The 19,359-nt window shown below is 61.8% G+C and carries 14 protein-coding genes and 2 pseudogenes; 8 read left to right on the forward strand and 8 right to left on the reverse strand.

Annotation, left to right across the window (positions count from 1 at the left end; genetic code table 11):
• Positions 1 to 533 precede the first annotated feature (533 nt).
• The 5 genes from AC066S_RS03665 to AC066S_RS03685 all read right to left on the reverse strand — a co-directional run bounded on the left by AC066S_RS03665 (position 534) and on the right by AC066S_RS03685 (position 5,255).
• Positions 534 to 1,622, reverse strand: coding sequence for a Kelch repeat-containing protein (locus tag AC066S_RS03665; protein WP_126259253.1), 1,089 nt, complete (start codon positions 1,620 to 1,622; stop codon positions 534 to 536).
• A 100-nt stretch (positions 1,623 to 1,722) separates the two neighbouring features.
• On the reverse strand, positions 1,723 to 3,210 hold the full coding sequence (locus tag AC066S_RS03670) for an amidohydrolase family protein (protein ID WP_126259254.1): 1,488 nt from the start codon (positions 3,208 to 3,210) through the stop codon (positions 1,723 to 1,725).
• A gap of 424 nt (positions 3,211 to 3,634) precedes the next feature.
• A complete protein-coding gene (locus AC066S_RS03675; RefSeq protein WP_126259255.1) occupies positions 3,635 to 4,360 on the reverse strand; it encodes an SOS response-associated peptidase in 726 nt (241 codons plus the stop codon).
• A gap of 3 nt (positions 4,361 to 4,363) precedes the next feature.
• Positions 4,364 to 4,813 carry a hypothetical protein gene (locus AC066S_RS03680; RefSeq protein ID WP_126259256.1) on the reverse strand — a complete coding sequence of 150 codons (450 nt, stop codon included), beginning with the start codon at positions 4,811 to 4,813 and terminating at the stop codon, positions 4,364 to 4,366.
• 46 nt (positions 4,814 to 4,859) lie between these two features.
• Entirely contained in the window at positions 4,860 to 5,255 is a 396-nt protein-coding gene (locus AC066S_RS03685) for a hypothetical protein (RefSeq protein ID WP_205680519.1), read from the reverse strand.
• Between the two features lie 142 nt (positions 5,256 to 5,397).
• Here AC066S_RS03685 and ku point away from each other — a divergent pair, with 142 nt between their 5' ends.
• From ku to AC066S_RS03700, 3 genes are all read left to right on the forward strand, one after another.
• Entirely contained in the window at positions 5,398 to 6,330 is a 933-nt protein-coding gene (gene ku / locus AC066S_RS03690; protein WP_126259310.1) for a non-homologous end joining protein Ku, read from the forward strand.
• A 276-nt stretch (positions 6,331 to 6,606) separates the two neighbouring features.
• Entirely contained in the window at positions 6,607 to 7,110 is a 504-nt protein-coding gene (locus AC066S_RS03695) for an NUDIX hydrolase (RefSeq protein WP_126259258.1), read from the forward strand.
• On the forward strand, positions 7,107 to 7,571 hold the full coding sequence (locus AC066S_RS03700) for a metallophosphoesterase family protein (protein ID WP_135167068.1): 465 nt from the start codon (positions 7,107 to 7,109) through the stop codon (positions 7,569 to 7,571). Before AC066S_RS03695 ends, AC066S_RS03700 begins: the two co-directional genes overlap by 4 nt.
• Before the next feature lie 54 nt (positions 7,572 to 7,625).
• On the opposite strand, the gene ligD is transcribed toward AC066S_RS03700, so the two are convergent.
• Positions 7,626 to 8,573 carry a non-homologous end-joining DNA ligase gene (gene ligD / locus AC066S_RS03705; protein WP_126259259.1) on the reverse strand — a complete coding sequence of 316 codons (948 nt, stop codon included), beginning with the start codon at positions 8,571 to 8,573 and terminating at the stop codon, positions 7,626 to 7,628.
• 38 nt (positions 8,574 to 8,611) lie between these two features.
• A pseudogene (locus tag AC066S_RS03710) lies at positions 8,612 to 8,713 on the reverse strand (non-homologous end-joining DNA ligase); the annotation flags it as partial.
• Positions 8,714 to 8,817: 104 nt separating this feature from the next.
• On the opposite strand from AC066S_RS03710, the gene AC066S_RS03715 reads away from it, so the two are divergent.
• A complete protein-coding gene (locus AC066S_RS03715; protein WP_126259260.1) occupies positions 8,818 to 9,006 on the forward strand; it encodes a DUF3606 domain-containing protein in 189 nt (62 codons plus the stop codon).
• Positions 9,007 to 9,031: 25 nt separating this feature from the next.
• On the opposite strand, the gene AC066S_RS03720 is transcribed toward AC066S_RS03715, so the two are convergent.
• On the reverse strand, positions 9,032 to 9,310 hold the full coding sequence (locus tag AC066S_RS03720; protein WP_126259261.1) for a hypothetical protein: 279 nt from the start codon (positions 9,308 to 9,310) through the stop codon (positions 9,032 to 9,034).
• A gap of 1,399 nt (positions 9,311 to 10,709) precedes the next feature.
• On the opposite strand from AC066S_RS03720, the gene AC066S_RS03725 reads away from it, so the two are divergent.
• The 4 genes and pseudogenes from AC066S_RS03725 (at position 10,710) to AC066S_RS03740 (ending at position 19,123) form a co-directional block, all read left to right on the forward strand.
• Positions 10,710 to 11,672, forward strand: a complete 963-nt coding sequence (locus AC066S_RS03725; protein WP_126259262.1) for an ArdC family protein — start codon at positions 10,710 to 10,712, stop codon at positions 11,670 to 11,672.
• A gap of 103 nt (positions 11,673 to 11,775) precedes the next feature.
• Positions 11,776 to 13,893 carry a ParB/RepB/Spo0J family partition protein gene (locus tag AC066S_RS03730; protein WP_126259263.1) on the forward strand — a complete coding sequence of 706 codons (2,118 nt, stop codon included), beginning with the start codon at positions 11,776 to 11,778 and terminating at the stop codon, positions 13,891 to 13,893.
• 184 nt (positions 13,894 to 14,077) lie between these two features.
• A pseudogene (locus AC066S_RS03735) lies at positions 14,078 to 18,062 on the forward strand (strawberry notch C-terminal domain-containing protein).
• Entirely contained in the window at positions 18,062 to 19,123 is a 1,062-nt protein-coding gene (locus AC066S_RS03740; protein ID WP_126259264.1) for a DUF7146 domain-containing protein, read from the forward strand. The pseudogene AC066S_RS03735 and the gene AC066S_RS03740 overlap by 1 nt, the downstream one beginning before the upstream one ends.
• Positions 19,124 to 19,359 lie beyond the last annotated feature (236 nt).

The raw sequence follows: 19,359 nt of genomic DNA on the forward strand, positions 1-19,359 counted from the left end.
CTAGATCCGCTGGTTTAATCTAGGCAGAGTTGCTCCGTTTGCGCGCGTGCGGCCGCTGCCGCAGCGGGCTCTCGTGAACCGAGCCGCTTCGCGTCTCGGCCATCCGGCTTCGATCCCTCGCGCAAGGACTGAGGAGCTCCTCGCGGGGGCACTCGGGAAAGGGGCCCGCCTGCGGCGAGCGCTATCACTGCCCCGTTCCCGGGTGCGCTATTAAACCGGTCTCGTCGCTGCTATCGGACCCGCGTGCCCGTTCGGGTCGCTATGCTTCACGCTCTCCGGGGGCCTCTTTTGATTCTCCCAGTCTTTCGCTTTGTCTTCTCCTCGGCCGAATTCCCCAGCATTCCCACGAGAATTCTGAGGGCACTGCCGCGCGCGCCGGGGCAAAGCGCCGGCCGGCGCCCGTGCGACGCGGGCGGTTCCTTTCCTCAAGTGCGGTGGGGCGGCGCTTCCGCATGGACCCGAGGCAGCAAATCTCGAGTCCACCATGGAAGGTGACACGCGATGCACGCAACACGTTCAGTGGGAGCGAGGTCTTACTGGTTGCCCATGACGGTGAACTGGACGTCGTTCAGATAATCGCCATTTCCGCGTTGTGACCCACCTAGAACATAGAGAAAGTTGTTGTATTGCACTGTGGCCTGACCCCACCGGGGCACTGCGAATTGATGTGTGTCGAACACAAACCGCCCGGTTTCACTGTCTGGCGCCAGGGGGGCAAATTGCACGTTGTTAAAGTAGTTGCCCTGTCCGGCATTACCGCCGAGTACAACGAGCGACGGCCTCCCAGCTGCTAACGTGACAGTCATTGTATGACCGTACAGCGGCATGTTCAGTCTTGCAGCGTTGGTGTGCCAAGCGTCAGGACAGCCGTCATCCCTGATTGGAGCATACTGGACATCGCTAAAAACGTCTTCAATTAGCAGGTCACCCCATCCTCCAGCGACATAAAGGACGCCTTTGTTCACGGCTACGCCTGGAGCTGAACGACCACCCTTGAGGTGAAATGGACATAGTTTCCATTGGCCGAGCGAGCCATCGGGATTGATCTCTGCGGTCTCGATCGTATCGAAATGAACCGTATCCTTGCCAATCTCGCCGACGCCAGCGATTGCCGCGAGATAGCTCGTGCCCGACATCGTGGAGAATATCTGCAAGGCGAGATTCGAACGAGGTATTGCGAGCTGGTTGGGACTCGTAGTCCATGAGCCCAGCATACCGTCTGGCATCACGCGGGCGTACTGAGCGTCGGCACGCGTCCCCTTATTCGAAAAGCCACCGACGACGTAGATGAACTCCTTGTGGACAGCTACGCCCATTCCCGAGCGCGGCTCCACGAAGGGCGTTGTCTTCTCCCATGCGCCTTCGGCGATGGCACCGTCGTTCCCGAGAAGCGCAGTTTGAACATCGTTGTATAGTGTGAAGTTGTTTGCCGAAGCGTACAGGCCCCCTAGGATGTAGATCCTGTTGTTGACGAGAGTCGCGGCATGCGAGGTCCTAGGACCTTCGAACGGTGTTGTCGCCTTCCAGGTGGAAAACGTGAGTTGGTCGCCGCGCGCGGCAGCCAGCGTCGCAAGCAGCGACATCACAACGGTGGCGCAATATACACGCACGGCATTTCGCATGAGCCTGCCTCCGACAGATCAGTTGAGCGCTTGCTTGTAAGCACCGTTGAAAGAACCAACCGATGCTGCCATGACTTCTAGTGAAGAACCACGACGATGATCAGTCGCACTCAATGTCAGGCAGGCTAGAGCTTCCTTTCGCAAGAGCCGCATTTAGCGCCTTCTTGATGTCTGCCACGCTCCAGCCGCGCACGCCTGCTTCGCTTTGGCCGAGATAGATGGCCTTCGTTGCACCACAGACGGTCATTTGATCAACCGCCGTTCCAGTTGGTAGCAGCTGGGTCAACAGCGCAAGATCGCCGTAGATTGGCTGGCCGCCAACCACGACCAATGCAATGTCGGCAGGAGTGGCCTTAACAACAGGGTCGAGAGCAGTTGGCTTTGTCGGATCGACGGCAACGTTGACGACGACAAAATCTGCGAACTTGTTCGGAGCAAGGCTTCCGACATGGTCTGAGATGCGCGCCATCTTCGCCGGTGTTGACGTGGCCATCTTGATAAGGTCGTCCGACTTCACGCCGTAGTGCCGCGCGGCGTAGCCCATCTCTTGGAGCATCCCGGCGCTGCCAGACGGACTCCAATCCGGAGCGATTGCCATGTCGATGCCCGCTAGATGGGCGGCTGCGAGGTTAACCGTCGAGCCGTATAGTTCATCGTTGCTGCGTGGAGACCACACTAGCCCAACCTTACTTTCCTTCATGCCTTTGAAATCTTGGTCTCGCAGCGCTGTGCCATGTATGAGGATGAGACCTTCTCGCTCGATGGCGGACTCGATGCCGGTCTTCAGGTCCTTCTGCCGCAGGATTTCCTTGCTCAGCATGGTGTATTCGCGATGAGCCGCGGAATCAGTCGGTGCGCCTTCTGAAAGGTGGACGACCATGCCGCGCAGAGTCCCAGCCTTGAGCTCGCATAGAAGGAAGTCCATCCGGCCATGCGTCAATTCCAGCGGGAAGACATCATTCTCCACCACATCAAGTAAAGTGCGGTCGATCGCTAGATCGGTCGGGCAGATCGTGTCTTTCGGATCGGAAGGCGGCTTGGTGAATGGCATGTTCGAAGCCGTATCCAGATTACGGACAAGGCCGGCCACGCACTTTGCGTTGTCTGGATGCTTGTCGTCCGCCAGCAATCCACCAAGGACTGATGTCGCGCCGCCCGCAAGCGCCTTGATTTCGGCATAGATCTCGGTTTCGCAGGCTGTATCAGCAAGCACTACGTTGTGTGGGGCCACCAAGGCCCTGTCGTATTCGGCCGTATCCTGCCATTCGTATCTGTTGTTGAACTTCCTCGCCGGGATCCACCGCGGCAACGCATTCCATGTCAGATGGTCGTGCAGATCGATGAAGCCCGGGAGGATGATGCCGGGGACTTTGATCGCCGAGGAAGACGACGGGACCGAGGCAATCGGGCCAACGGCGGTGATTATTTGCTTGGAGATGGAAATTGCGCCATCGGAGATGATGCCGTTGGGGCTAAGCACCATCCCGCTGATTGTCCAATCGTCGGCGGCCTTGGCTGTTGTGAGTGGCGAAAGTGCCAATGCGACCAGAGCGGTGCTCCATCCAGCGATTCTTAAAAAAGTTCTCATGCGCGGACCGTGCCCTGAATTGATGTGACCGAAAATAGGTTCTGAAAAGACTCCTAGGTTAACTCGCGGTTGCGGAAAGATACAAGAGCAACGGCCGCTTGCGCTGGGGGTAACACCCCTACGCACGGCACCGTCAGCGTGTCTGTTCAAGCAAGGGTTAACAGGAACTTTGGAGTGGCGCTTCGGCCGCCGTCGGAAGCATTCGGAAATTGCTGCCTTCTGGCGGCTTCAGTTGGCGCCATCCGACATACTCACTGTCAAGATCTCAGGGGGTGCCCCCTGGTGCCCCGCCCAGAGTAGGGCGCCGGCCCTGTCGGGCGGGTCTTCCTCCGCTCGGTTCCCCCTGGCACTTGCTACCCCGGTCTCCTCGATGCGCATGGGTGCAGGGGTGAAGTGCACCCTGCATCCATGTCGTCTTCCTCCGTCACGTCGCCGGTTCCGCCGGGTCTTCCTTGACACCTCGGGCGACGATCCGAAGCGACCCATCCGGAAGCGGGCGTTGCAGCTTTAGTGCCTCATCGCTACCCGCGGTCATCCAGGTCTCGACGTCGTCCGGCGTTGTCAGGATCACGGGCATCGCCTTGGAGTGGATGGCGCCGACCTCGGCGTTCGGCTCCGTCGTGAGGAACGCGTAGAGGTCGTTGGTTGTCTCGCCTTCCCTGACCTTCCGAACGGAGGTCCAGTTGGTCCAGATCCCGGCGAAACAGGCGAGGGGCCGGGACTCGTCGAGGGCGAACCAGATGTCGCCACCTTCGGCCTTGTTGAATTCGCTGAACGAGTTGAATGGCACCACGCAGCGATTTTCGACGCCGAGCCAGCGGGCCCAGTGCTTACTTTCCACGTTGCGGATGTTGGTCGTGCCGCCGTCCGGCTCCATCCGCAGCAGTTCCTTGAAGTCGACGGTCTTGCCCTTGGCCTGCAGCTTTTGCGCTCGTTTCTTGGTGGCATCCATTAACGCCTTTGATGACGACGGCATCCCCCATCGCGCCGTGGCGAGCTCGCGGCCTTCGGCCCCGTTGCGCACGATCGGTGCCTTGTAGTCTGGAAACACGCCGGGCATCGACGCCAGATTGCCGTCGTATCGGTTTACGACGCGAAACAGCGCACTAATAGCAGCTTGGTTTGTCGTGATCGAATAGAGATTACACATCAATCAGGTTTCGGTTCGAGGGTGGCGAGGCTGCCAAGCCAACTGTAGCAGAGTCGCCGATGGACGCCGGCCCGCCTTGGCGCATTTGCGGCAACGCAGCCGGCTGGCGAGATCGTGCACGAAGGTGGTTGGCGGGTGCTTCATCGCCGCGAGGTCGACGTCGCTCGGCGTCTTGCAGCGCGTGCACCTGATCTCGAGCCAAGGGAAGCCTCCGTTCACGGCCTGGTCAATGGTGGGCGACGGATCGATCGGTTCGCCGTCGCTCCACATGCGCTCGTTCCAGCTTTCGCAAAGCAACCTGTCTGCTTGCTGAATCATGGCCTCGCCCTTAGCCCGCATCTGCGCCGATTGGGCAGCAAGCATGTTGGCCATCGCGCGTGCCTTGCCGAGCTCCTTTGCCAGAGCTTTGCGATCGCCACCCGACAGGGGCGTAGGGTGATACTTCGGGGCCATCCGGATTTCCGGGCGCAAAGAGATCGGATCGGCAAATTCAGAGCGACTACGGCGACTCGAACGCTGGCCAACACCCGTCTTCTTCATGCCTGCCGGTGCGCTGTTGGCAGGTGTTGTCGAGCAAGCGCTGCGCCACGTCCTTCCAGACTGCGTTGGCGCCATACAAGCGGACGGCATCGGCGGTCTGGATTTCCACGGTCCGGTCGCAGCGGCGGCAGGAGACGCGCAGGACGTGGGCCCTAATTTCCGAAAGGCGTCGCTGCCGGGCCTGGGCCACGGTCGCGCCGGCGCGAGGATCTTTCAGGACCGATTCCCAATATTCGGCCGGGAGGGGGGCATCCGGACCCGCAGCGGACGGCGCTCGTCTACGGTCGGCTTCAGTGGCCAATTTTTCCATCTGCTTTGGGGTCGGCATGCGCCAGCTCGCGGGTCGGTCGGTCATACGCAATTAGAACATAACAAGAACAAATGTCGAGTCCAGGTAGACCGGCGGTGAGAAAAATCCTCCTGCCAGACGGCTGGCGGTGTCGGAACCAAGCCGGCCCGTTCGTCTTGAATCCGGCACCAGTATGGAGTTCCCCCGCATGGCCCCCCGCGCTAACTGGAAAGGCTTCCTGCGTCTTTCCCTCGTCACCTGTCCGGTAGCGCTCTATCCGGCCACGTCGGAATCCGAAAAAGTCTCGTTCAACCAGCTCAACCGAAAGACCGGCCGCCGCATCAAGTACGCCAAGGTGGACGCTCATACCGGTGAGGAGGTCGACAACGAAGACATCGTCAAGGGCTACAAGGTCGACACCGACACATTCATTGAGGTGACGAAGGAGGAGCTCGAGAACGTCGCGCTGGAATCGACGCGAACGATCGAGATCGACGAGTTCGTCGACCGCAGCGAGATTGATCCACGCTACCTGATCCGCCCTTACTACCTGACTCCAGATGGCAAAGTCGGGCACGACGCCTTCGCCGTTATCCGCGAAACCATCCGCGAAATGAACAAGGTCGCGATCGGTCGCGTGGTGCTGACCAATCGCGAGCACATCATCGCGCTGGAGCCGCTGGACAAGGGGCTGATGGGGACATTGCTGCGCTATCCCTACGAAGTCCGTTCTGCGGATGAGTATTTCGACGATATCCAGGATGTAAAAGTCACCAAGGACATGCTTGATCTCGCCAAGCACATCGTCAATCAGAAGGCGGGTCATTTCGAGCCGGACAAGTTCGAAGACCAGTACGAAACCGCCCTTATCGATCTCATCAATCAGAAGCGCGCGGGCAAGCCCATCGCCGCGAAAGCGCGTCCTCGAGGTGAGAACGTCGTGGACCTGATGGACGCGCTGCGCAAGAGCATCGGAAGAGAGGGCGCGGCAGCTCCAGCGGCACCCAAGAAATCAGGAAAAAAGCCGCGCAAGGCGGCGGCCGGGCAGAAGGAAATGCTGATGCCGATCACCGGCAAGAAGCCTGCGAAGGAGACCGCGGCGAAGAAGCCGGCGGCCAAGCCGCAGCGGAAGTCGGCTTAGGCGTCGTGAAGTATCCGGTGACGATGGACGGCCACTACTTCGTTGTCCGCGGCAGGCTTTGGCGAATGGCTAATCCCATCTCAACGAGGTCACCCGAGATCGTATTGTCGGCCGTCTAGTGGCGGCCCGGCGGGTCGGTGCGCGCGCCAGCAAGGCGGCCGACCGCGAGGCCGAAGCCGCGCTGCATAGGGCCGTGGACGAGGCTAAGCAGCGAGCGCGGTCCAGTATGGCAGGACGGCTCGCCGGCATTCGACTGCTCTGCAAAGTAGGGGCGATATGGCTGCGGTGAACAAGACTTCCAGGAGATCGACCTTGAGCGCGGGCATTCTCGCATACCGCAAGGGAGCGCGGGGGCTCGAGGTACTGCTCGTTCATCCCGGCGGTCCGTTCTGGCGCAATAAGGATGATGGCGCCTGGTCCATTCCTAAGGGCGAAATCGACGCCGCGGATGCTCCGGAGCAGGTCGCGCGGCGCGAGTTTGCCGAAGAACTCGGTCCGAGTGCTTCGATTGGTCCGCTCCAGCCGCTGGGGGAGATCCGACAGCACGGTGGGAAGCGCGTCATCGCATTCGCCGGCGAGGGCCATTTTGACCCAGCTGCGCTAACCAGCAATACCTTCGATATCGAATGGCCGCCACGAAGCGGTCGACGGCAGAGCTTTCCCGAAGTCGACCGCGCGGAATGGTTCGATATCGAGTTTGCGCGGAAGAAGATGCTGTCCGGGCAGGTAGAGCTTCTCGATCGTCTTTTGGCGATCGCCGTTGAGAGCGCCGGGAAATGATCTTCAGGATTGGAATCATTTCGGACACGCACGGCCTGTTGAGGCCCGAGGCGGAACGAGGCCTGGCGGACGTCGATCATATCATCCATGCCGGCGACATCGGGCGCCCCGAGATCGTTGACGCACTTCGCCGGATCGCCCCTGTCACCGCCATTCGTGGAAACGTGGACAGTGGCGAGTGGGCTCGCGACTACCCCGACACGAAACTCGTACGTCTGGCGGACAAGTCGATCTACGTTCTGCACGACCTGAAGACGCTGAAGGTCGATCCCGGCGCCGGCATCGACGTCATCGTCTCCGGGCATTCCCACGTGCCGAAGATCGACACGGTCGGTGGCATTCTCTACCTGAATCCCGGCAGCGCGGGACCTCGCCGTTTCCAGCTGCCGATCACGTTTGCGACGCTCGAACTCACGCCTGACGGCATGCGACCGGAAATCCACGACCTTGGAGGCGAGTGAGTGTCGGCGGAGGGTGCGTCAAACCTTTTTGCCGGCTTTCGCCGAAGGGAAGCACTACTTGCGCGGACGTTCTCGCTCTCGCACGACGTCCTTCGCCCGCTTGTCGGACCTGAGCCCGAGGTAGACGGGCTGGCGCAGTTCGCCCTTACTCGTCCACTCCGCAAATTTGACCTCGGCAACCAACGAGGGCTTGACCCAGGTCGTGGCAGCCTCGTCCTTCACTTTGGCAGGGAAGGGCGATTTCGGGGTCGTCAGCTTCATGAGTTTGGTGTGGAGGTCTTCCAGGACCTTGTGGCTGAAGCCAGTGCCAACATGTCCGATATAGCGCCATGTGTCGTCTTCCCGTACGGCGAGGACCAGGGCGCCGAAGTATGGTCTTGTACGCCTCGGCGCCGTGAAGCCCGCGATCACCACTTCCTGCCGCTTTGCTGTCTTGATCTTCAGCCAATCCGCCGTCCGGCTTCCGGACGCATACGCGCTGTCGGCGCGCTTCGCCATGACGCCTTCCAAACCCTTCCGCTCGGCCTCGGCGAAGAATTTTGTGCCGCTCGCTTTGCGGTGACGGCTGAAGGTAATCAGCCGGTGACGCGGCAAGATCGCTTTCAGCCGTTCCTTGCGCTCGAGAAGAGGCTGTTTGCGCAAGTCAACTGTGTTCTGAAACATGAGATCGAACGCGCAATACAGGAGCTTCGCTTCATGCCGCAATGCGTTCTGAAGTAGCTGGAAATGCGAGACGCCGTCCTTTCCGATCGCAACGAGTTCGCCATCGATCACGGCGTCGCCCTTCACGCCCTCCAGCGCTTTGGCGACCTCGATATAGCTGCGGCTGATGATCTTGCCGTTGCGGCTGTAGAGCGAAACCTTGCCCCGCCGGACTTCCGCGATCATCCGGAAGCCATCGTACTTATCCTCGAAAACCCAGTCGGGGTCGTCGAACGGCGCGTCGGTGAGCGTAGCGAGCATTGGCTGTAAGCGCTTGGGCAGGGTCGACGTCCGGCTCATTCAAGGGCCAATCCTTCAGTGCGTGTGGCGTAATGCAGGGACGGCACCTTATCGCTCGAGGTGGCCAGGGCCGGTTCGATGAAGCCGGGGAAAGGCGCGTTGACGCCGATAACCGCCTGCTTTTTACGCTGAAACGCCACTGAAGAACTCCACGCTACAGACGATTCAAATTGGCACAGTTCGAATCGTTCCGGAACCTGCGAATCCCTGTCGCGTTGCTTCGATGTCACAACAGGAGGCACCCATGGCGGGAGCAAAAAAGAGCAAAACGGCGCGCGGACGAAGGCAGGACCGGGCGCGGGTGGCAGGCGGGCAGGACTACGAAGTGCAGTACGAGGCAAAGAAAACCGGAAGGTCGGCGCCAGCGGTGAAGAAGGCCGTCAAAAAGGTCGGCAACGCGCGCAAGCGCGTGGAGAAACGGCTGCGCCGCTGAGGCGGAGTAGGGTCGGCGTCGGGGCCTAGAGCCGGTCCTCCTCGTCAGGAGGGCATTCTGGGCAGGTATCACCAATCGAGTCCAGCGCGTCGCGAATCGCGGCCTCCACTGCCTGACGGGATACGTCTGCTGGCGGATCTCGACGGGCGATGTCGAAGGCCCGCTCTCGTGCATGCGGATCGGCACGGTCTTGCATCCAACCGTGCTCCTCGCACTCGCGGATGGCGCCGGCTTCGTTCAGCACGTTGATCGCCCAACCGCGCAGGGTGCGGAACGCTGGCCGTCTCTGCTTGGTCATCAGCATTGAAGGTTCTCCCATGCTGAGACGAATCGTTTAGTCCCGCAGACGTTCCCCATCGCTAACACACGACTGGGATTCCGGATCGTGGGATCTCGTGGTCCTTCAAAGGCCGAATTTTCCGCCCGGCCAGATGCTAGGGTGGACAAAAACGAACAGAAGAACCGTTTTCCGATGCTTCAGACGTCCGAGCACAGGTGGTTGCTTCTTGGTCCGTTTTGCGCGTGCGGCTGTCGCCGCACCGGGCTCTCGTGAACCGAGTCGCGCAGCGTCTCGGCCTTGCGGCTTCGATCCCTTGCGCACGAGAAGATAATTCCCTCGCGGGACAGAAACGAAAAACCGGACCTTTATGCAGCAGCCACCTGCACAAAGGTCCGGCTTTATCTTAGCGTGCCGCGATACCAAACGGCTGCAAAGGACGCTTCATATCCTTTGGGAAGGTCTCGCTTTTCATCCGGGTTGCGACCCGGAGGCGGCAATAGATCAGTAGCCGATACGACTACTTCTTTTTCTTTGAAGTCTTCTTCGCCACCTTCTTGGTAGCTGATTTCGTCGTCTTCTTTGCCTTCTTCGCTTTCTTGGCCATGTCGTCCTCTGTAAGAATTGGCTCTCAGTGAACATGCCCACGACGTGCATAGACATGCGCACGAGTGAGACGTTATCACAAAAGCAAAATTGATACCAAGCAGACGTGAAGCCGCATTGAGTCGCTCGCCGGAGGCACTCGCCCTCGGGCCCGCCGTCATTGCATGCCGGCGTCGCTATCACTGCCCTTCGGGTCGGGTGCCTTCTTAACCGGTCTCGCGACGGCACTCGGTCCCGGGTCCCGCCGCTACGCGTCGGCGCTATGCTGACCCTCCTGCGGGTGCCTCTTTCGCCGCGTCCGCGAGTGGTCTTCGCTTTCGCTCCGCCCACAGACCTCTCTTCCACAATTGTGAGACCCCTGTGAAAATGCCAGGCGGTTCTCGTATCATTGCCCGCATCATGTTCGCTCAGGTTTTGGCGCGTGCGGCCAGGGCCGCACCGCGCTCTCGTGAACCGAGCCGCGCAGCGTCTCGGCCTTGCGGCTTCGATCCCTCGCGCCAGAGCTTTGGTGCTCCTCGCCGGGGGCACTCGGGAAAGGGGCTCGCCTGCGGCGATCGCTATCACTGCCCCGTTCCCGGGTGCCGCTATTGAACCGGTGTCGTCGCTGCACTCGGACCCGCGTGCCCCTTCGGGTCGCTATGCTCACGCTCTCCGGGTGCCATTTTCCCTTGAGGCGATGCGCCCTTGTGCACACGCCTGATCGGGCCTGGGTCCCAGGTAGATGGCGCTAGAGGCTGAAAGTAAGAGTGCAGGCTGGGTTTTTTCGTGGCGGGTTAAAAGCTGCGAGAGAGGCTCGCGGTGCCCGTCGCGGAGACCCGCGATGTCAAACCTTAATGCTTGCGCGCGCGCCGGCCACGACCGGGCGAACCTCTATAGCGAAATCACCGATAAGATCATTGCCGAGCTTGAGGCCGGACGTGTCCCCTGGGTTCAGCCCTGGGGTACTGCCGCGGCGAAAGCGCCGCTGGCCATGCCGAAAAACGCGTCGACCAACCGGCAATACAGTGGGGTGAACATCCTCATCCTCTGGGGAGCCGTGATCGAACGCGGATTTACAGGTCAAAGTTGGCTCACCTTTCGTCAGGCGCTCTCGCTTGGCGGCCACGTTCGCAAGGGAGAGCGCGGTACTACTGTTGTTTACGCAGATCGTTTCGTGCCGAATGACGAAAAGCGCCGCGCCGCCGAGACCGGTGAAGACGCGCAGACGATTCCATTCCTCAAACGATTTACCGTTTTCAACGTCGATCAGTGCGAGGAACTGCCAGACGGCATCGCAACCGCTGCTCCGCCACCGCCGGCTGGCCTGATTGAACCCACGGTTGACGCCCTCATCAAGGCCAGCGGAATTCCATTTCGCATTGGTGGAGATCGCGCATTCTACGCAACAGCCGAAGACTATGTTCAGGTCCCGCCACCGCAGGCCTATTTCGAACCCATCAACTGGCACCGTACGGCCTTGCATGAACTCGGCCATGCGACCGGGCATCCCTCGCGCCTCAATCGCGACCAGAGCGGATCCTACGGTACGAAGAAATATGCCTTTGAAGAACTGGTCGCCGAGTTGAGCTCCGCTTTCAGCTGCGCATCGCTCGGGATCGTCCCGACCGTGCGCCATGCCGACTATATCGGTTCCTGGCTTGAAGTCCTACGTGAAGACAGTCGGGCCATCGTGCGTGCCGCCTCACAGGCGAGCAAGGCCGTGGACTATTTGCTCGGCTTCGTTCCCGGGTCCATTGAGCCCGCATCGTTGGATTCGGCTGTCGCCGATCACGAGACGGCGTGATGCTTGGCCTGGTGGCCGCGCGAGAGTGAGAGGAGGGGAGGCTGTTCGCGACGGGTTGGAAGCCAAGAGAGAGTCTCACGGCCGCCCGTCGTGGAGAGCCAAAATGACGAAAGCCGTCCAAAAGATCACGCTGTCGCCTTCCCGGGACATTCCCTTCAATAAGCTCGTGCTCAGCCAGTCGAACGTTCGCCGCGTCAAGGCCGGTGTTTCGATCGAGCAGCTAGCCGAGAGCATCGCGCAGCGTACGCTTCTGCAAAGTCTGAGTGTCCGGGCCGTTGTTGATGCAGCTGGCAACGAGACCGGCATGTTCGAGGTGCCGGCGGGTGGCAGGCGTTATCGCGCTCTCGAGCTTCTGGTGAAGCAAAAGCGGATGTCGAAGTCGCAGGCGGTGCCCTGCGTTGTTCGCGAAGGGGGCATTGCGGAGGACGATTCGGTGGCGGAGAACGATGAGCGGGTCGGCCTGCACCCGCTCGATCAGTTTCGGGCCTTCCAGACACTCCGCGATCTCGGCATGAGCGAGGAAGACATTGCCGCCCGCCATTTCGTGAACCCTGCAATTGTCAAGCAGCGCCTACGGCTGGCGTCGGTGTCGCCGAAGCTGCATGAAGTCTATGCCGAAGACGGCATGACTCTCGAGCAGCTCATGGCGTTCTCGGTCACGGCCGATCACGCCCGCCAGGAGCAAGTCTGGGAGAATGTCAGCCGTTCCGGCTATGACGAGCCTTACCTTATCCGGCGCTTGCTCACCGAGAACACCGTACGCTGGTCCGATCGCCGCGCCCAATTTGTGGGCCTTGATGCCTATCAGAACGCGGGTGGCGGCGTTCTGCGGGATCTGTTCGAGCACGACGACGGCGGCTGGCTTCAGGACGTCGTGCTGCTCGACCGCCTCGTAACCGAAAAGCTCAAGGCCGAGGCTGAGACGATTGCCGCCGAAGGTTGGAAGTGGATATCGATCGCCGTAGAGTTCCCCTACGGTCACATCCAAGGCCTAAGAGAAATCGAGGGCAGACCTGTCGATCTCTCGCCTGAGGAGCAGGCCACCATCGATGCGCTGAACGCCGAGCAGGCCAAGCTCCAAACCGATTATCAGGATGCCGACGAATTGCCCGACGAGGTCGATCAGCGTCTCGGCGCAATCGAGTCGGCACTGGCGGCATTCGAAGACCGGCCGATGCTTTATGATCAGTCGGAGATCGCCCGAGCCGGCGTCTTCATCAGCATCGATTCCGAAGGGCGCCTCTCCGTGGACCGGGGTTACGTCCGGCCAGAGGACGAGGTGCCGGCAGCCGATCCTGATGCCGAGCAGGGCGCTGATGCGTCGTCGACCGAAGGTCAAGGAGGGGGCTCTTCCGTCCAGCGCTCGGTCATAGCGGTCGCAGGTAGTGCTCCTGATGCTGAAGAAGATGATGAGGACGCGGCCAGGCCTCTGCCGGATCGGCTGATTATCGAGCTGACGGCGCATCGTACGCTGGCATTGCGGGATGCGCTGGCAGAAAATCCAGCGGTCGCGTTCCAGGCGGTGCTGCATAACTTCGTGCTGACGGCCTTTTACCGGTTCGCCTCGTCCGGGAGCTGTCTTGAGATCGGCCTTCGCACGCCAAATTTTCCCGCTCAAGCTCCGGGGCTGCGAGAAAGCGTCTCGGCCAAGGCTGTCGAGGCGCGGCATGAAGCCTGGAAGGCACGGTTGCCGAAGAGCGAGAACGATCTGTGGGACACGCTGACGGCTCTCGATGGTGGTGCACAGGCATCGCTGTTCGCCCACTGCGCGTCATTCGCGGTCAACGCCGTCTTTGAACCGGCCAATCGCGCCAATCAGGGCCGCGTCTCCGCGCACGGTGTCCGCACGCGTCTTGACCAGGCTGACGTGCTGGCGCGCGCGGTCGGGCTTGACATGGCGCAGGCTGGCTGGCGAGCGACCATCGACAACTATTTCGGCCGGGTCACCAAGCCGCGTATTCTGGAGGCCGTGCGGGAAGCGAAGGGCGAGTTGTCGGCGCAACTGATCGACCATCTGAAGAAGGCCGACATGGCCAAGGAGGCCGAGCGCCTTCTGGATGGCTCGGGTTGGTTGCCGGAGCCGCTGCGTCTCGTCGATCCCGATGCGGCGCCAGTGGGACAGGAGGGCGAAGCGGGCCCGCTTCCCGAATTCCTCGCCGATGATGAGGATCAAGAGAACGCCAGCGACGACGATCCGCAACAGCTCGACGCGGCCGAGTGAAAACACAAAGCGGGACGGCTCCGGCCGTCCTGCAGTTGCTTGGGGACCGGTGCAGAATGCCGGTCCCCATTCTTATGGGCGAGGGCTCAGAGGGAGAGCTAGGCCGGGAAGGGTTTGAGCCGTTGGGGCGGAGGAGAGCGCCTGATGGTTCGACTCGTTCCTGCTCTCCGAAAGAAATCCTGCCATGACCGAATCTCTTGCCGGCGGCGTCGCCACGCCGCTCTCCATGCGTGCCGCTGCAAATCTCACCTCAGCCGCCGTCAGGGCCGCGCGACAGCTTCTGACCGAGCTCGAACGCGGCCGGCGCATCGATGCCGCTGTTTTGCGTAGCGCCATGGAAGCCGCCTTTGGCGCTTCGGACACAGCCGGCGTTTGGAACTGGAAAACCGCCTATGACGTCTGCGAGGCGGCAACCGTTCTGTTCCTTCGCAAGTTCGGCCCGGCCATGCGCGCCAAGGCCGGCTCGACCGTCGCCATGCTGCCGATGCTTGTGAAGGTCGCGAGCTGTTTGCCGACCCATACGCGGCGTTCCGAGGACAGTCAGGCGCTTCAGCAATTCTCGACACCGATCCAGCTCGGGCTTGCGGCATGCACCGCAGCCGGCATTACGCCGGCCGATCGCGTCCTGGAGCCCTCCGCGGGGACCGGTTTGCTCGCCGTGTTTGCCGAGCTCGCTGGCGGTGCCTTGGTGATGAACGAACTGGCCGAGGCCCGCGCGTCGCTGCTCGATCATCTCTTCGCAAGCGTTAAGGTTACGCGGTTCGACGCCGCCCAGATCGACGATCATCTCGACGCCAGTTTCGTACCAAGCGTCGTACTGATGAACCCGCCGTTCTCCGCGTTGGCCAATGTCGATCGACGGATGGCGGATGCGGCTCTCCGCCACGTCGCTTCGGCGTTCGCGCGTCTTTGCGACGGTGGACGCCTCGTCGCCATCGCTGGCGCGAGCTTCGCGCCGGATAACCCGACATGGCGAGATGCCTTTGTGCGGCTCCAGGAACGCGGGCGGGTCGTCTTTTCTGCGGCTCTCGACGGCAGCTTTTACGCCAAGCATGGCACTCGGACGGATACGAGGCTGCTTGTGATCGACAAGCTGCCCGCCGCAGATCCGAAAGCTTTTCCTGCCTCGCCAGGAATGGCGGGCGATGTCGCGACCTTGCTTGGCTGGGTGAACCAGCAAGTGCCTGAAAGGCTGCCCGTCGCCTCACCATCGGAGATCGCTGCTATCGGGCGGCCAGCAACGTCACGATCGGTCGGCCCCGTTGCACCAACTTCTTCGTCCTCTTCGATAACCGCAGCGCCAGAAGGTGTCGAACTTGCGTACGAAACGGTCGAATGGTCGCCGCCGGAAGGCGGCCGGCTGACCGATGCACTTTACGAGGAGTATGGATTGCAGTCGATCCGTATTTCGGGATCGTGCGCACATCCGACCAAACTCGTTCAATCCGCGGCGATGGCTTCCGTTGCGCCACCGAAGCCATCCTATCGTCCGCACCTGCCCGTCAATGTTATGGCAGACGGACTTCTGTCGGACGCTCAGCTCGAGAGCGTCATCTATGCAGGCGAGGCGCATTCTGAGTTTCTCTCGGGCTCCTGGACGGTCGACGCGACCTTTGATGTTCTGGCCGCCGCGCGCGACGACGCAGAGAATGCCGTCCGCTTTCGACGTGGCTGGTTCTTGGGCGATGGCACCGGGGCGGGCAAGGGGCGGCAGGTCGCGGGGATCCTGCTCGACAACTGGCTCAAGGGCCGCCGCCGCGCGGTCTGGATCAGCAAGTCGGACAAGCTGATCGAAGATGCACAGCGTGACTGGCGCCACCACGGTTCATAATCTCGCTTATGCCCAACGCCTCGGCCTTTGGGGCGGCGCCGACTTTCCGTTCGCCACCCGTGCCGAGTTCGTCGAAGCGATCGAGGAGGGCGGCGTCGCAGCCATGGAAGTGCTGGCGCGTGACCTCAAGGCGCTCGGTCTCTACGCGGCTCGCTCGCTCTCCTACGAAGGCGTCGAGTACGACCTGGTGGAGCACCAACTTACGCCGGAGCAGGTTCGCATTTACGATGCCTATGCCGGTGCGTTCAGCGTAATCAATAACAACCTCGATGCGGCGATGCGAGCCGCCAACATCACAGGCGCAACGGGAACGCTGAACGGGCAGGCCAAATCTGCGGCACGGTCCGCCTTCGAAAGCGCCAAGCAGCGCTTCTTCGGGCATCTTTTGACATCGATGAAGACGCCGTCGCTCATCCGATCGATCGAGAACGATCTTGAGTCTGGACACGCCGCGGTCATCCAGATCGTCTCGACCGGTGAGGCGTTGATGGAGCGTCGGCTCGCCGAGATTCCGACTGAGGAGTGGGGCGACGTACAGGTCGATATCACCCCACGCGAGTATGTTCTCGACTATCTCGCCCATTCCTTTCCCGTCCAGCTTTACGAGCCCTTCACCGATCAGGAGGGCAACCTCTGCTCCCGGCCTGTCTATCGTGACGGTCAGCCGGTCGAGAGCCGGGAAGCTGTCGCTCGCCGGGACCGTCTCATCGAAGAGCTCGCCTCGCTGCCGCCGGTCCCGGGCGCGCTGGACCAGATCGTGCAGCGCTTCGGCACCGACATGGTCGCTGAATTGACCGGCCGCTCGCGCCGCATCGTTCGCAAGGGCGACCGGCTGGTCGTCGAAAACCGGGCCGGCTCCGCCAACCTCGCCGAAACCTCTGCCTTCATGGACGATCTCAAGCGCATCCTCGTGTTCTCCGACGCGGGCGGCACGGGGAGGAGCTACCATGCAGAGTTGTCAGCCCGGAATCGCCGCCTGCGGGTCCATTACCTGCTCGAGCCCGGCTGGAAGGCGGACGCCGCGATCCAGGGGCTCGGCCGGACCAATCGGACCAACCAGGCGCAGCCGCCGCTGTTTCGTCCGATCGCGACCGATGTGAAGGCCGAAAAGCGCTTTCTCAGCACCATTGCCCGCCGGCTCGATACGCTAGGAGCGATCACCCGCGGCCAGCGCCAGACCGGGGGGCAGGGCCTGTTTCGGCCGGAGGACAATCTCGAAAGCCAGTACGGGCGTGACGCGTTGCGTCAGCTCTACACGTTGTTGGTGCGCGGCAAGGTCGAAGGCTGCTCGCTCGAAGAGTTCGAGGATGCCACCGGGCTGAAACTGACGGATGCCAATGGGCTCAGGGATGACCTACCGCCGATCACGACCTTCCTGAACAGGCTTTTGGCGCTCACCATCGACCTACAGAATGTCCTGTTCACCGCCTTCGAGCAGCTCTTGACCGGTCGGATCGAAGGCGCAGTCGCGTCGGGCACCTACGACGTCGGGCTGGAAACGCTCCGCGCCGAAAGCTTTGTCGTCACTAACCGGCGGACGATCTACGCCCATCCGGGCACCGGCGCCGAGGCCCGGCTGCTCAAGATCACGCAGCGCCAGCGCAACCATCCTGTGGGCCTGGACGATGCTCTTGCTCGTGTTTCCGATCGTCAGGCTGTCCTGCTAATCAATGAGCGCTCTGGACGAGCCGCCGTGCAGGTCCCGGCGGTGAGCGTCATGCTCGACGACGGCGAGATCGAACGGCGCGTCCGCCTGGTCCGGCCGATGGAGCAGCACACGGTCGCCTTGAACATGATGGCGGAAAGCCATTGGGCCGAGGCGGACCGTGAGCGCTTCGCTGCGGCATGGCTGGCGGAGCTTGCCGAGGTCCCCGAGTTCTCGGAAAGCACGATCCACGTCGTGGCGGGCTTGCTGCTACCGATTTGGAAGCGGCTGCCGAACGAATCGACCCGTGTCTATCGGCTCCAGAGCGATGCGGGCGAGCGCATCATCGGTCGCAAGGTTTCTGCCGCGTGGGTCGCAAACGTCCTTGCGACGGACGCGCCTTCACTGACGCCGGGCGCAGCCTTTGCCGCGCTGATGGGGGGGCGGGCCGTTATCGATCTTGCGGAGGGGCTCCAGCTTCGCCGCGTCCAGGTGATGGGTGCACATCGCATCGAGCTCTCGGGATTCAACGACACAATGCGCGATCGCCTCCGTGCTGACGGCCTCTTTGGGGAGATCATCTCCTGGAAGCTGCGGATGTTCGTGCCCACGGACGCGAGCGGCGTCGAGGTCCTGTCGAAAGTGCTCGACACTTATCCGGTAGCGCGCATCAGTGAGCGGGAGGCTGTGTGATGTCGCGCGACGCCTCCGAACTGGCACGCCGCCTCGCGCGCGACGCCGAGGCGGTGTGCAGGCACTATCTCTCCCGCGGCAAGCGAGCGGGGCGATACTGGGTAGTCGGCGACGTCCACAACGCGCCGGGCCGCTCGTTGTTCGTCCGGCTCCAGGAATCGCCGAAGGGACTCGCGGGGAAATGGACCGACGCCGCGACCGGAGAACATGGTGATCTCCTCGACATCATTCGCGAAAGTCTGGCGTTGCGAGACTTTCGCGAGGTCGTAGAGGAGGCGAGGCGGTTTCTGAAGCTGCCTCGTTCACAGCCGCAATTCGCTCCGAAACCCATTCGTTCAGTCGCGCCAGCCGGATCGCAGGAAGCCGCTCGTCGGCTCTTTGCGATATCAAGCCCGATTAAAGGGACGCTAGCCGAGACGTACTTGCAAGGCCGCGGAATAGGCCAAATCCATCATGGTGGCAGCCTTCGCTTCCACCCGCGTTGTTACTACCGACCGGACGAGCATTTGCCGACCGAAACATGGCCGGCGATGATAGGCTCGGTCACGGACCTCGAGGGACGGATCACCGGCGTGCATCGCACCTGGCTAGATCCACACGGCTCCGATCGCGTGCGGCTCGGCAAGGCCCCGATCGACACGCCACGACGGGCCATGGGCGACCTGCTTGGCAACGCCGTTCGCTTCGGAGTGGTGGACGACGTGCTCGCTGCGGGCGAGGGGATCGAGACCATGCTGTCGCTGCGTTATGTACTGCCGACCTTGCCCATGACCGCTGCTCTCTCTGCCAATCACCTCTCAGCGATGTTGCTGCCGTCTGGCCTGCGACGTCTCTATATCGCCCGCGACGACGATGCCGCGGGAGATGCCGGACAGGCTATTCTTGCCCAGCGCGCGGAAGCCGTCGGGATTGAAGTGATCCCGCTGTCGCCTCGACTGGGCGACTTCAACGAAGATCTGCACATCTTCGGCCTCGAGGCCCTCCGAGCAGCGTTGCTCCTTCAACTCGTACCGGAGGACGTCGTCCGCTTCCTGCATTCTCCGACGGTAGCTGCGGAATAGCCCGTGCGCTTCGATCGGGGACGACAGCCCGGTCACGACGCGTCCAATGCCGGAAGAGCACGCGACCACGGCCTTCTGGAGGGCGATCGGACGGCAAGCGGCTCGGGCCGGCAATGGCTGCGTCCGGCTATTTTCCGCCGCGCGTGGGCGATGGAAGACACATTATTTATCTGGCCAGCGCGCTTTGCATCGCGAAGCAAAATAGCCGGCCTCCGCCATCCTCCGCTGCGCTTCGG

The sequence above is a fragment of the Bradyrhizobium sp. CFUWI genome, from assembly GCF_056429085.1.